Raw genomic sequence first — 13,794 nt, 5'->3', positions numbered from 1 at the left:
GCTCCTTAGCTCAGCGCGTCGCCGCGCGAGACGATGCGGCCGGCGAAGGCCACGATGCGGTCCAGGAAGAAGCCGGTGAGACCGACCCAGGCCAGGGCCACGACGATGTCGGAGATCCGCGACGCGTTGTACTGGTCCCAGATGAAGAACCCGACGCCGACGCCGCCCAGCAGCATCTCCGAGGCGACGATGGCCAGCCAGCTCATGCCCACGCCGATGCGCAGGCCGGTGAAGATGTAGGGGGTGGTGGCCGGCAGCAGGATCTTGAAGAAGTACTCCACCGGCGACAGGCGCAGCACCCGGGCGACGTTGACGTAATCGTCGGGAATGTTCCGCACGCCGACCGCGGTGTTGATGATGATCGGCCAGATCGAGGTCACGAAGATCACGAACAGGGCCGAGGGGTTGGCCTCGTGGAAGGCGGCCAGCGAGATCGGCAGCCAGGCCAGGGGCGGCACGGTCCGCAAAACCTGGAAGATTGGATCCAGGCCCCGGTGCGCCCAGCGGTTGGCGCCGATCAGCACCCCCAGCAGCACGCCGCAGACGGCCGAGATGGAGAAGCCCAGGGCCACCCGTTGCAGGCTGGTGGCGATATGCCAGAAGAGGCCCTTGTCCACCCCGCCGCGGTCATAGAACGGGTCGACGATCAGCTCCCGGGATTCCAGCCAGATGCGCGAGGGCGAGGGCAGGCCGTCATAGGAGTCGCCGCACGCCAGCTGCCAGACGGTCATGATGATCAGCAGGGTGAAGGCCGGCGGCAGGACGGCCGCCGCCGTCGCCGAGGCCCGCCGCGTCAGCCCGGCGAAGGGCTGGGGTGGCGGGTCGGGAAGGTCCACGGCGACCGGTTGGCTGGCGGTGAATTCAGGCTTGGGGAAACTCATCGGCGCGCGCCCTAGACCAGTTTCTTGATGGGCTGGCTGGCGAGGTAGGCGGCCGGGTTGGCGGGGTCGAAGACCTTGCCGTCGAAGAAGCGCTCCACGCCGCGGCTGTCGCCGGCTGGGGCCGGTTGGCCGATGGCGGCGGCCGCCGCACGCCAGATGTCGGAGCGGTTGACCTTGTTCACCAGGGCCTTGGTGTTGGTGGCCCTGGGCAGGACGCCCCAGCGCACGTTCTCGGTGGCGAACCACAGGTCGTGGGACTTGAAGGGGAAGCTGGCGTTGTCGGCCCAGAACTTCATGGTGTGGGGCGACTTGGCGACCTTGCGTCCGTCGCCATAGTCGATGGTCCCTTGCAGGCGCGGCAGGATGTCGCCCATGGGCACGTTGATATATTGGCGGCCCGAGACGATGGAGCACATGGCCGGGCGGTTGCTCATCTTCTCGCACCAGAGCTGGGCCTCCAGCACGGCGGCGGTGAGCGCCCTGGCGGCGCGCGGATAGCGGTCCACCCAGTCGGCGCGCATGCCGAGCGCCTTCTCCGGGTGGTTCATCCAGATCTCGCTGGTGGTGGTGGCGGTGTAGCCGATCCTCTGGTTCACGGTCTGGGCGTTCCAGGGCTCGCCGACGCAGAAGGCGTCCTGGGTGCCGGCCTTCAGGTTGGCCACCATCTGCGGGGGCGGAATGACGATGGTGGAGACGTCGGTCTCGGGATTAATGCCGGCCGCCGCCAGCCAGTACCGGATCCACAGGTCGTGGGTGCCGCCCCGGAAGGTCATCGCGATCTTGGCCGGGTTCTTGGCGGCCTTGAGCTGGGCGAACTTGGCCTTGGCGCCGGCGGCGTTGAGGCCGACCTTCAGGGCCTTGAGGTCGTTGCCCACGGAGATGGCCTGACCGTTGGTGTTCAACCGGGCCAGGATGTACATCGGCAGCGGCTTGCCCCCGGTCTGGACCCCCAGGGTGAACTGCAGAGGCATGGGCGACAGGATGTGCGCCCCATCGATGCCGCCGCCGCCGGAGCCCAGCACCAGGTTGTCGCGGGTGGCGGCCCAGGAAGCCTGTTTCACCACCTCCACATCCGGCAGGCCGTGTTTTGCAAACAGGCCGCGCTCCTTGGCGATGATCAGGGGCGAGGCGTCGGTGAGCGCGATGAAGCCCATCCGCGCCTTGGCGACTTCGGGCCCCGCGCCCGCGGCGAAGGCCCCGGAGGGGAAGGCGGCCTTGGCGGCCGCCAGGGTGGCGGCCGTGGCGAAGATGGCGTTGCGGCGGGTCAGGCCAGCGTCGGTCTTGTCGGTCATGATCAGGGTCCGCCTAGAGCTTGTATTCGAGGGTGAGCCAGGCCTTGGAGCGCGAGGCCGGGGGCGCGAGGGTCCCGGCGGGCACGGTGGCCTCGCGCCGGAAGTCGGCATATTTCAGCGCGATCGACAGCTTGGCGGTGATGGCGGCGGTAAGCTGCACATCCCACTCCGACCCCAGGTCCGCCCCTGTCCGCTGGTCGTCGAAGTCGTGGTAGCGGACCAGCAGGTCGGTGTTGAACAGCCAGGTCCGTCGGAAGCGCGGCTTGACGTTGAAGCTGATGTTCTTGTCCTCGATCCCGTCGGCGAAGCTCTTGTTACCGCCGGGCGAGACGAAGGCGTCCGACCAGCCCTGGAAGGCGTGCACGGTGGCCAGCGGCGTGGTGAAGCCCCGCACCCCGTCCCCCTCGAGGGACTCATAGGCCAGCTTGACGGTGTAGATGTCGAAGGTGCCGGCGACATCGGCGGCGACATAGTCGAGGTCGAAGGCCGCGGTATTGCCGCGATACTCGCTCTGCACGGCGTAGGTGGCGTTGTAGGCCACCTGGTAGAGCCCGAGCCAAGCCTTGCCCGAGGCCTTCCCCCCCTTGGTGATCGACGAATTGATCGCCGAGTTTCCGAAATCCAGCGCGTAGACGAAGCCCTGCAGGCGCAGGGCCTCGGCCGGCGACCAGGTGACGTTCAGCAGGTGGTTGTCGCTGTCCCAGTCGCGCATCTCGCCAAGGATGCGGTTGATATGGGTGACGTAGGCGTAGGTCCCCTTCACCCGGCCCAGGGCGAAGTCGGCCCGCACGCTGTCGAAGGTCTGCTCGTCCTGGCGCCAGCCGACATTCCCGACGAAACGCTGGTCGTCCAGCAGGATGCGCTGGCGGCCGGCCGTGACCTGCAGGGCCCCGTTCGGGGTCCAGGTGAGGTGGGCGCGGTTCAGCTCGGTGACATCGGGATCGTTGATGATCGGATAGCGGGCCTTGTCCGCGCCGTTCAGCGGCGGGGTCAGGGCGCCTGGAACATTGACCGCGAAGTGTTCGGGGCCGATCTGCCGGACGTCCTCGAACTCGATCAGGCCCTTGAAGCCCTTGAAATTGGCAGTCTCCCAGCCGAGGCGGGTGCGGACCGTGAAGGCCTGGCCGTCCTCACGCAGCACCGCGGTCCGGGTCTGATCGACCCCCTCGTAGCGGGCGCGGACCTCCAGCAGCAGTCGGCCGGCGGCGATCTGGTCGCTCAGCGTCGGTTCGGGCGCGGGCGGCGGCGCGGGCTCCAGGGGGGCCTCGGCCTCAGGCTCGAGGGCCGCAGCCGGATCGACTTCCTGAGCCTGGGCCAGCCCCGCCCAGAGAAGGGCTGCGACACCTGATCCCAGGGCGAGCCGTGTCTTGGTTCTTTTCATGCCTGCATCCCCCGCGGCCAAAAAAAAACGCCCGGCGAAGCCGCGGCGCGGCCTCTCCGGACGTCGTTGTCCCTTCCATCCGACGATCATCGCCGGCGGCCCTGTCGGGCCTGCGCGGAACCTCGTTGCCCCGCGTGTCGCCCCTAGGGAGAGGCCGGCCGCGCGGCGCGGCAATCGGAAACCGGCGCTATCTGAGACGATAGACGCCAAGCGACGCCATATTGCACAGCAGCAAAGCAGCCACAGGCGCCCCGCTGCCCGGAATTCGCGCGTTTTAACACTTGGTCGCGACGGGAAACCCCGTCCTGACGGGACTTCAGGGCCGCGTCATGCCGCCTGACGTGAGGAGAGCGACCCTCCCGCACCGACCACAGGGGATCGCGAAGGGGGTGGTTCGCCGCATTCTTCGCTGCACTCGCGAAGGATCAGCCCTGCTGGGCGTCCTCGGCTTCCGCCGTCTCGAAGGCCGCGCGGCGCGCCTCCATCTGGGCCATCCGCTCGGCGCGCATGGCCGGGTCCCAGGCGTTGCGGGGCCCCACATGCATGCCGCCGTCCACCAGCATGGAGACTCCGGTGACGAAGGCGCTCTCCTCGCTGGCGAAGAACAGGCAGGCGTTGGCGATGTCTTCCGGCAGGCCCGGCTTGGCGATGGGCTGAGCGTCGGGGGCGGTCTGGGCCATGCCCTGCTTGATCATGGTGACCATGCCGGCCGGCATCATGGCGCTGGGGGTGAAGATGTTGGTGAGGATCAGGCCCGGGCAGATGGCGTTCACCCGCACCCCGTCACGGGCCAGCTCGGCGGCCGCCACCTTGGTGAGGTGAATGACGCCCGCCTTGGCCACGGAATAGGCGATCGGTCCGGCGCCGGCCTGGGTTCCCGCGATCGAGGCGGTATTGACGATCGCGCCGCCGCCGCGGGCCTTCATGTGCGGCAGGGCGTAGCGCATGCCCAGCGCCACCGAGCGCAGCAGCAGGTTCTGGCTGAGGTCCCAGGCCTCGCCGGTCATATCCTCCAGCCGGGCGGGGGAGCCCCCGGCCCCGGCGTTGTTGAACAGGATGTCCAGCCCGCCGAAGGTTTCGGCGCAGGCGGCCATCAGGCCTTCGATCTGGCTTTCCTGCATGACGTCGCAATGGCGATAGGCGACCTGGCCCTCGAACCGGGCCTCCAGAGCCGCGCCGGCGGTGTCGTCGATGTCGCCCACCATGACCCTGGCGCCCTCGCGCACGAAGAGCTCCACCGTACCGAGGCCGATGCCGGAGCAGCCGCCGGTGATGACGGCGATCTTGTTCTTCAGGCGGTCCATATGCGTTTCCTCACCGGCCCCACAGGGTGATCCTCGCGGCGGAGAATGGGCCTCGCCCAACCTCGGCGCAAACCTGCTCTTCCAAACCGGCTCATCTAGAAACCATAGGGCCGCCAACACCATCAAGATTCAGGTGGTCACCCCGGGAAGAGGGAGCAGCGCCTTGGGGCGGCGCCCGGTGACCGTTTCGGCTTTCCCCTTGGGGAGGCGCGACCTGAATTGGGGCGGGCGCAGCCCAGAACATCACCGACGTCACGTACCAATGCCCTGGTCCCGCCAGGGACGCACGGGGTGGAGTTGGAGGACCGCTGACAGGACGCGCCGGCGTTTCTCTCGCGGCGCCGCCGCCATCCTCGATATTCGAACGGCGGCCGGAGGGAACAGGTCGCGAACGCCGCCAGGACGCCGCGCGCCTGCTCCAAACCCCTGGCTGGCAAGGACTTGCATTGTGTCAGAACTGTAAGATCAAAGCCGTTGACGCCATGGCGGACCTCCCGCACGGTTGACCTCAAAGACATAATCAGAATGCCGCGCATCTACGACGCGGCGGGAGGAAGACGGTGGATCGCGGCCCCGCCGCGCAGATGATGCGCGGATATTCGACGACGTCTTCGGCCCCTCCCCTCCCCCTCCCCCTCGCCCCTCTCCGGAGCCCTATATGAGCGCAACCTTCGCCGTGGGGGCGCGCCCCCCGGTCGGATTGAGCACAAAGTTGCTGTACGGCCTTGGCTCTGTGGCCAACGCCATCAAGGCGCGGGGTCTCTCAACCTTCCTGTTGATCTTCTACAATCAGGTGGTGGGCCTACCGCCACAGATGGTCTCCACGGCGATCTTCATCGCCCTGATCTTCGACGCCTTCTGCGACCCGCTGGTGGGCCAGATATCCGACAATTTCCGGTCGCCCTGGGGCCGCCGCCACCCCTTCATGTATGCGGCCGCCCTACCGGTGAGTGTGGCCTTCTTCCTGATCTGGAACCCGCCCTCAGGCTGGAGTCAGGGCGAGCTGTTCGCCTACATGCTGGTCTGCTTGCTGGTTATCCGGCTGTTCGACACCTTCTTCGAACTGCCGTCCTCAGCTCTCGCACCGGAACTGTCGGAGGACTACAACGGGCGCACGACCCTGATCGCCCTGCGCGGCATGTTCGGGGTCTTTGGGGGCCTGGGCATGACCCTGCTGGTCTACCAGGTGTTCATGAAGGAGAACCCGGATGGCACCGGCGGCATCACTGAACGCGCCGGCTATTTCGGCTATTCGCTGTTCGCCTCCATCGTCATCTTCTGCGTCATTCTGATCTCCACCACCGGCACCTTCAGACAGATTCCCTATCTGCGGCAGCCGCCGGTCCGCAAGATTGGGGCTGGGCAGATGGCTCGGGAGATCGCCAGCACCCTCAACAATCGCTCCTTCCTGGTGGCGACGGCGGCCGGGATGTTCATCGCCATCGCCTTTGGGCTGAAGAACGCCCTGGATATCTATTTCGCCCTCTACTTCTTCCTTCTTACCCAGACCCAGCTTTCGATCCTGACCGCGGTCGGGGTGATCGCCAGTCTCATGGGCGTGGCGCTCGCGCCGCGCGCCGGCGCCTGGCTGGGCAAGAAGCACGCCGCCATCCTGATGTTCATCGGCGCCCTGACCACAAGCGTGATGCCGCTGACCCTGTCCCTGATGCACCTGGCGCCCGCGCCAGGATCTGAGAACATGTTCCGCTTTCTGACGGTCGAGATGTTCTTCAGCACCACCATGGCGACAATCACCGGGGTGCTGTTGTCCTCGATGATCGCCGACGTGGTGGAGGATTCGGAGGTCAAGACGGGTCGCCGCTCAGAGGGCCTGCTGTTCTCCGCCGACAACCTGTTCAAGAAGATCGTCTCGGGCATGGGGGTGCTGATCTCCGGCAGCCTGCTGGCCTACGTCAACTTCCCGACAAACGCCAAGCGCGGGGAAGTCGATCCGGCGATCCTCCGGGAGCTTGCCATGATCTACCTGCCCACGGCGGTCCTGATGTTCGCCGTCGCGATCCTTTGCCTGTTCGCCTTCAAGATCGATAAGGCCGCCCATGAGTCCAATCTGGAGAAACTGAAGGACGCCGCTGTCCTTGCCGCCCAGTCCGGAGCCGAGGGTCGGATAGCCCCAGGAAGCTGAATCCAGAGCCGGACATCCAAGCCGGGCAAATCACCTTGCGGCAGGACCCGCGCCCTCAGCCCAAGAGTCGCCCTTGTCTCAAGATCAACCGCAGGCGCCGAGCGCGCCGAGGCTCAACCTCTCGACCAAGCTCTCCTACGGGGTGGGCTCCATCGCCGTCGGGGTCTCCGTGCTGGGCCTGTCGGCCACCCTGCTGCAGCCCTATCTGAACCGGGTCATCGGCCTGCCCGCCCTCTGGGTCGGGACGGCGATCATGCTGACCCTGATGCTGGACGCGGTCATCGACCCCGCCATCGGCCAGTGGTCGGACAAGCTGCGCACCCGCTGGGGCCGTCGGCACCCGTTGATGTATGCCTCGGCGCCCCTGATCGCGGTGGCCTGCATCGCCTTCTGGAACTCGCCGTCCGACTGGCCTGTGACCACCACGGGCATCTTCGTGATCGGGATGCTGGTGCTGCTGCGGCTCTGCGTCAGCCTCTATGAGATCCCGTCCTCGGCATTGGCGCCCGAACTCACCAGCGACTACCACCAGCGCACCAGCCTGTTCAGCTACCGGTTCTTCTTCGGGGTCGTGGGCGGCCTGGGGATGAACGTTGTGCTGTACCAGATCTTCCTGTCGCCAGCGGCGGGCGGCATCCTGAACAAGGCCGGGTACGCCAATTTCGGCATCCTGGCGGCCGGCGTGATGGCGGTCTCGATCCTGGTCTCGGCCATGGGGACGCACCGGCACATCAAGGACCTGTACCAGCCCCCGGTCCGCAAGGTTCCGCTCCGCCAGGTGGCCAAGGAAATCGTCGGCACCATCGGCAACCGCTCGCTGATCGTGGTGATGATCTCCGGGCTCTGCTCGGGGGTTTCCACCGGCCTGTCGGGGGCGCTCAGCCAGTATTTCTACATCGAGCTCTGGGGCGTCAGCGCCGCCTCGATCTCCTACATCTCCATGGCCGGCGTCCTGGCCTCGGTGTCCGGCGTCATCGTGGCCGGTCCCACCTCGAAGAGGCTGGGCAAGAAGCGGGCGATGCTGATCCTCTTCACCTGCTCGGTCCTGACCTCGGCCATACCGCTGTCGCTGAAACTCCTGAACCTCGCGCCCACCGATAGCGCCATGGTCCTGACCCTGTTGCTGGTGGACTATTTCATCGCCACGACCCTGGCGATCGCCGGCTTCATCATCATCTCCTCGATGATCGCCGACGTGGTGGAGGACGCCGCGGTGAAGACCGGGGTGCGGTCGGAGGGCCTGCTGCTGGCCGCCAACGGCTTGCTTCCCAAGTTCACCGGCGGCATCGGCGTGTTTCTGTCAGGCGTCCTGCTGACCCTGGTGGCCTTCCCCACCCATGCGGCGGCGGGCACGGTGGACCCGGAGATCATGCGCCGACTGGCGCTGATCTTCCTGCCCATCAACACCGGCATGAGCCTGCTCTCGATCCTCGTCCTGCTGCCCTACAAGATCGATGAGGATCTGCACGCCAGCAATGTCGCCACCCTGGAGGAGGCCGCCGCGGTGGCCGAGCGGGTCCGCGTCGCCGAGGCTCGCCCCGTGGTCGACGGCGCCGGCGGCGCCTGACGCAAGACGGCCGGGAGGCGGCGAGCTAAGGTCTCAAGAACAATACAAGTTCGGGGGACGACGTGAGCCAGGCCGCATCAGACGCTCAAACCGGTCGCCGGTTGAGCATGCCCACCAAGCTGTTCTACGGCTTTGGATCCGTGGCCTTCGGGGTCAAGGACAACGGCTTCTCCTACTTCCTGCTGATCTTCTACAACCAGGTCATGGGCCTGCCGGCCGAGACGGTGGGCCTGGCGATCATGATCGCCCTGATCGTCGACGCCTTCCTCGATCCCATCGTCGGCCAGGCCTCGGACAATTACCGCTCCAGGTGGGGCCGCCGGCACCCGTTCATGTACGCCGCCGCCCTGCCGGTGGCGGTCTCCTACCTGCTGCTGTGGAACCCGCCCAAGGCGCTCGATCACCAGGGGCTGTTCTTCTACCTGATCGGCACGGCCATCCTGATCCGCAGCTTCATCACCTGCTACGAAATCCCCTCCTCGGCCCTCGCCGCCGAGCTGACCACGGGCTACGACGAGCGCACCAAGCTGCTCAGCTACCGCTTCCTGTTCGGCTGGATCGGCGGGCTGGCGATGTATTTCGCGGCCCTGAAGATCTTCCTGACCCCCGACGCCACCCACAAGGTCGGCCAGCTCAATGTCGAGGGATACGCCCACTACGGCCTGGCCGCGGCCCTGCTGATGCTGTTGGCCATCCTGGTGTCGGCGCTGGGCACCCACAGCCAGATCCCATTCCTGCGCGACGCGCCGCACCGCAAGCTCAGCCTGCCGACCCTGGCCCGCGAGATGGTGGGCACGCTTTCCCATCGTTCGTTCCTGCGCATTCTGACCGCCAACCTGTTCGGGGCCATGGCGAGCGGGCTGACCCTGTCCATCAGCCTCTATTTCACGACCTTCTTCTGGGAGTTCAGCTCGGCGCAGATCGCGCTCTTCACCTTCGCCAGCCTGACGGCCGCTGTGTTCGCCTTCGCCACCGCCCCGATGTTCTCGCAGAGGTTCGGCAAGAAGCGCTCGGCCATGACCCTGCTGCTGATCGGTGTCGCGGTGGGGGTGAGCCCCATCATCCTGCGCCTGATGGGCCTGTTCCCCGAGAATGGCAGCGCCCTGCTCTTCCCGCTGATCTTCCTGCAGAACGTGATCTCCACCGGGGCCACCATCACCTCCAACATCCTCACCTCCTCAATGATCGCCGACGTGGTGGAGGACTCAGAACTGCAGACCGGCCGCCGGTCGGAGGGACTGTTCTTCGCGGCCTCGGCCTTCGTGGCCAAGGCCGTCACCGGGATCGGCATCTTCACCTCGGCCATGCTGCTGAAGGCCGCGGCCTTCCCGCAGGGCGCCAGACCGGGCGAGGTGGACCCCGCCGTCATCGCCCGCCTGGGGATGATCTATGTGCCGGTGCTGGTGGTGCTCTACGGCCTGTGCGTGATCTTCATGGCCGGCTACCGCATCACCCGCGAGAGCCATGCGGAGTCGCTGCGCAAGCTGGCGGCGGCGGCGGACCTGGTGAATGAGGGCGAACCGGCTGGCGGGACCGACAAGCTCAGCTAGGGGCCTTTGCTGGTCGCGTGACGGGCGCCGGACCGGCGGCCACTTCCGGCTGTCACGCGCAGCTACCGGGCGAAGATTCCCATCAGCATGGGCCGGGCGAAGACCGAGGGGGCGGCCTTCTGGGTCACGCCCGGCACCCAGAAGCCGAGCTCGGCGCCGGCGTTCAGGGTGGCGTTCAGCATCTGGGCGGCGATGAAGGGATCCACCGGCCGGATCGAGCCTTCGGCGATGCCGTCGGAGATCATCGAGGCGAAGCGGTCGGAGACCCGGTTGGAGTGGGCCACCTGCTCATCGCGCATGGCCTCGGGCAGGGCCGAGAGCGCCGAGGTGCGCAGCAGCGGTCCGTATTCGGAGAGCTGGTACTCGGCCAGCGCCGCCGCCGCGCTGGAAAGCTTGCTCCACTGGTCCCCCGGCAGGCTCATGGCCAGGCGCTGGACCCGACGCATCACTTCGAAGGTGCGGTCGAAACAGGCCACCACCAGGTCGTCCTTGGCCTCGTGGTGATGGTAGAAGCTGCCCTTGGTGACGTTCAGCTCGGCGGAAATCTTGTCCACCGAGGCGCCCTTGTAGCCCCGGCTGTTGATCAGGCGGGTTGCGGCCAGCAGGAAGACCTCGCGGCCCAGCTCTGCGCCGTCGGAAGCCGCCAGCTCGGCGAGGGGCGCCGGGGCCGGGGCCCATTCCGCGCCCTCCACGGCCAGGCCGCCGGTGAGGATGTCGAACATCCGGTCGCAGATGCGGTCGTAGTCCTCGGGGTCGTATTTCGGCAGCCAGGCGCCGGCCCAGAACAGCTGCTCCAGCAGCATATGGGTCCGCGCCGTCCGGCGGCCGCGGCCCAGCCAGGCCAGGTCTGGCGTGTCGAACAGGCTCCGCACCTTGCGGAACAGCTTCATGAAGGCGTCGAACACCTCGGTGCGGCGCGGGTTGTTCAGGGCCCGGATGTCCGACAGCTCCGGCAGCGGCGGGGCGGCGCCGATGGCGCCCTGGCGCACCCGCTCCAGATAGAGCTCCAGCAGCCGGCGCAGGCGCTCGGTGGGGGTCTTCTCCTCCAGCGCGGTGTCGGCGGCATGGGTCAGCCAGTCGATGCCGCGCATCAGGCAGGCGGCGGCGAGGTCGTCCTTGCGCTTGAAGTAGTAGGTGACGCTGGTGGTGGACAGGCCGACGGCGGCGGCGGCCACGCCCAGGGTCAGGCCCTTCACCCCTTGGGTGTTGAGGATGACCGTGGAGGCGTCGAGGATGGCGTCGCGCTTCTTCTCGAAGCGGTCCGTCGACCGGGCGACGTTGCGTTCCGCCATCTCCCCTCCACCCCCGCGCGGCAGATCCTGGCCGGTCCGCGACCATCCCTCTGTATCGGACGGGCGATCGCTGCGCCAAGCGGCAAGTTTCCCTGCACGTCACCCGGCGAAACGCAGGCGTGGAAGGGCGGCGGGACCTTACTTCTGAACCCACTCGCCGGCTGGCGTCTGGTAGTAGTCTCCCGGGCGCAGCTTGAGCTGGACCACGCCCTGGTAGGCGGCGGCGCCGGCGGCTTCAGGCGTGACGCCGTTCTTGGCGGCGGCGCCGCGATAGAGCTGGGCGCGACCGGCGTTGATCTCGCCCACGGCGGCCTCGACGGCGGGTTCGCCACCGGCGCCCTTCACGAAGCCCAGATAGCCGTCGTTCTGCTCGCCCACGATCCCGGCGGCCTTGGCGGCGTCCACCGTGGCCTTGGCGGTGGCGGCGAGGGCCGGTCCAGCCACGAGGGTCCCGACGACGGCGGCGACAGGAATGAGATAGGTTTGGAAGGTCATGGTCATGGCCCCTTAGAACAGGTCCGGATTCTGCTTGATCAGCGCCTTGACGTCGTCGTCCAGCCGCAGGCGGACGTCGGCGTCGAGCTTGGCGTAGATGGTGATCGGCTTCACATCCACATGGACGGTGGCGCAGGCGCCGAAGCCGACGGCGGCGACCGCGAGAGCGGCGAGGGATCGGGCGGGGATCATTGGGCGCACCTCATGGGATGGGTTTCGCAGGGCTGGGCTGAATGGCGTCTGAACCGCGAAGCTTCTGATACTCGGCGAAGTCGCCCAGCAGTTGATCGAGGTTGAGGGAGGAGTCCAGGGTCAGGTCGACCTTGGTCCCCGACGGCAGGGGCAGCTTCCGGGTGAGGAAGCTGCGGGTGATGATCTCCTGCGGGGTCAGCCGGATCTCCTGGTGGGTCGGCGGGGCGTTCTCGCCCTTGATGTGGAACAGGATGCCGAGCCGCCCCTGGGGCAGGCTGTTGATGGAGGCGTCCAGGCTCTGGAAGGCCAGGTTCTCCATGGCCTGATAGGCGAAGTCGGTGAAGGTGTCGGTGGTGGGCGGCGGGGTCTTTTCCCCCAGCGGCCCGGCGACCACCGCGCCCTCGGCCGCGACCCCGGTAAGCGCCTCGCGGCGGATGGACAGGCGGCCGGGACTGGTGGCGTGCAGCTGCCCGCCCGCGACGCGGACCCCCTCGGGGGTGACCGTGAAGGGGATGGTCCCGCTGGCCCTGGCGGTGAGGTCCACCCGATCGGCGAAGGGCGAGGCCTCCACGAAGTCCGACAGTTGGACGTTGGTGAAATCCACGACGCCCTTCCACGACTGGCCGCCGGCGAAGGGCAGGCTGAAGGGCTGCAGACGCACCGTGCCGCCGCCCACGGCCAGGTCGAGACCGGCCACATTCACGGCCTCGCCGGCGATGCCGAAAGTGACCTCGGCGTCGGTGAGCCCGGACAGGGCTTCGATCCGCTGCGCCTTCAGGGTCTGGCCCGGCGCGGCGGTGAGCGGCGCGAGACTGGTGAAGGTGATCTGGCCCGCCAGGCCGCTGACCTGGCCCGCCGGACTGCGGAAATCGAGGCCCGGGATGTCGAGCACCCCGCCGCTGGTGGCGCCGGCCTTGGTCCAGGCGACCTGGCCCTGGAAGCGGGCCTGACCCATGGCCGGCGAGGCCGCCAGGGCGGCGCGGGGCGAGAGGGCGGCGGGCTGCAGTCCGTCCTCGGCGAAGGTGAGGGTTCCGGTGTCGAAGGTCAGGGCCCCGCCGCCGACCGCCCCGTCGTGGCGCAGGACGCCCCGGCCGAGCGGGCGCCCGGCTGGGTCGGTGACACCGATGTCAGCGGTCCAGACCTCGCCGTTGACGCGGGCCTGGGCGGTGGCGCGGACCGGATTGAAGCGGAGATCTGAACTGGTGTCGGCCACCGTCCCCGCGCTGAGCGCCAGGGCGCCGGTGAGGCGGCCATTGACGGCGCCCAGGTCGAGGCCGCCCGCGCCCTGGCTGACCGCCGCCTGCAGGAAGGGAACCGTCGCCGACAGGGCCTGGGCCCCGGCGCGGATCCGCCAGTCGCCCTTGGCCAGGGTGAACAGGGGCGCGCCGGTCGGGCAGAGTTGGGCCGCGATCGCCTCCACGTCGTTGGCGCCCAGGTCCAGGCGGCCGGAGACCGCGGCGCAACGGTCGGCGGCGAAGGCGATGGCGCCATGGGCGACCCGCAGCTCGCCCTCAGCCTGGATCATACCGTCACGAACCGGCCCGATGCCGGTCTTCGCCTTGATCCGGGTCTGGGCGGTCAGGCCGCCGGGCGCGAGGCGATAGCGATCCACGGCCAGGTCAGCCTGGGGCAGACCGCCGCCGACCACGGCCAGGTGCAGGGCGCCGCCGCCGCCCGCATAGATGGGACCAGAGCCC

The 13,794-nt window shown here is 68.0% G+C and carries 11 protein-coding genes; 3 read left to right on the top strand and 8 right to left on the bottom strand.

Features of this window, described 5'->3' with window-relative positions:
• Positions 1 to 5: 5 nt before the first annotated feature.
• From ntrB to OCL97_RS15405, 4 genes are all read right to left on the bottom strand, one after another.
• On the bottom strand, positions 6 to 881 hold the full coding sequence (ntrB, locus tag OCL97_RS15420; RefSeq protein ID WP_304782766.1) for a nitrate ABC transporter permease: 876 nt from the start codon (positions 879 to 881) through the stop codon (positions 6 to 8).
• An 11-nt stretch (positions 882 to 892) separates the two neighbouring features.
• Complete coding sequence (locus OCL97_RS15415) at positions 893 to 2,179, bottom strand: CmpA/NrtA family ABC transporter substrate-binding protein (protein ID WP_377370819.1); 1,287 nt, start codon at positions 2,177 to 2,179, stop codon at positions 893 to 895.
• Between the two features lie 7 nt (positions 2,180 to 2,186).
• Positions 2,187 to 3,554, bottom strand: a complete 1,368-nt coding sequence (locus OCL97_RS15410; protein WP_377370780.1) for an alginate export family protein — start codon at positions 3,552 to 3,554, stop codon at positions 2,187 to 2,189.
• A 425-nt stretch (positions 3,555 to 3,979) separates the two neighbouring features.
• Positions 3,980 to 4,858, bottom strand: a complete 879-nt coding sequence (locus tag OCL97_RS15405) for an SDR family NAD(P)-dependent oxidoreductase (protein ID WP_377370779.1) — start codon at positions 4,856 to 4,858, stop codon at positions 3,980 to 3,982.
• A gap of 658 nt (positions 4,859 to 5,516) precedes the next feature.
• Between OCL97_RS15405 and OCL97_RS15400 the strand changes: the two genes are divergently transcribed.
• The 3 genes from OCL97_RS15400 (at position 5,517) to OCL97_RS15390 (ending at position 10,118) form a co-directional block, all read left to right on the top strand.
• Positions 5,517 to 7,001 (top strand): MFS transporter, encoded by a 1,485-nt coding sequence (locus OCL97_RS15400; protein ID WP_304782757.1) that lies wholly within the window; start codon positions 5,517 to 5,519, stop codon positions 6,999 to 7,001.
• A gap of 73 nt (positions 7,002 to 7,074) precedes the next feature.
• Positions 7,075 to 8,568 carry an MFS transporter gene (locus OCL97_RS15395; protein WP_377370778.1) on the top strand — a complete coding sequence of 498 codons (1,494 nt, stop codon included), beginning with the start codon at positions 7,075 to 7,077 and terminating at the stop codon, positions 8,566 to 8,568.
• Between the two features lie 107 nt (positions 8,569 to 8,675).
• Positions 8,676 to 10,118 carry an MFS transporter gene (locus OCL97_RS15390; protein ID WP_305338834.1) on the top strand — a complete coding sequence of 481 codons (1,443 nt, stop codon included), beginning with the start codon at positions 8,676 to 8,678 and terminating at the stop codon, positions 10,116 to 10,118.
• Positions 10,119 to 10,180: 62 nt separating this feature from the next.
• Here the strand turns inward: OCL97_RS15390 and OCL97_RS15385 are convergent, their stop codons facing one another.
• The 4 genes from OCL97_RS15385 to OCL97_RS15370 all read right to left on the bottom strand — a co-directional run.
• Entirely contained in the window at positions 10,181 to 11,410 is a 1,230-nt protein-coding gene (locus OCL97_RS15385) for a TetR/AcrR family transcriptional regulator (protein ID WP_377370777.1), read from the bottom strand.
• Positions 11,411 to 11,548: 138 nt separating this feature from the next.
• The gene (locus OCL97_RS15380) at positions 11,549 to 11,905 is read right to left on the bottom strand and encodes a YdbL family protein (protein WP_305338833.1); all 357 of its coding nucleotides are present in this window, start codon (positions 11,903 to 11,905) and stop codon (positions 11,549 to 11,551) included.
• A gap of 12 nt (positions 11,906 to 11,917) precedes the next feature.
• Positions 11,918 to 12,097: a YnbE family lipoprotein gene (locus OCL97_RS15375; protein ID WP_304782746.1), complete on the bottom strand. Its 180-nt coding sequence runs from the start codon at positions 12,095 to 12,097 to the stop codon at positions 11,918 to 11,920.
• A gap of 10 nt (positions 12,098 to 12,107) precedes the next feature.
• The coding region (locus OCL97_RS15370) for an intermembrane phospholipid transport protein YdbH family protein (RefSeq protein WP_377370776.1) at positions 12,108 to 13,794 on the bottom strand (1,687 nt) is incomplete at its 5' end.

It is taken from the genome of Phenylobacterium ferrooxidans (assembly GCF_042714595.1).
GTDB classification, from domain to species: Bacteria; Pseudomonadota; Alphaproteobacteria; order Caulobacterales; family Caulobacteraceae; genus Phenylobacterium; species Phenylobacterium ferrooxidans.
This window is presented reverse-complemented; position numbering and strand designations above follow the sequence as displayed.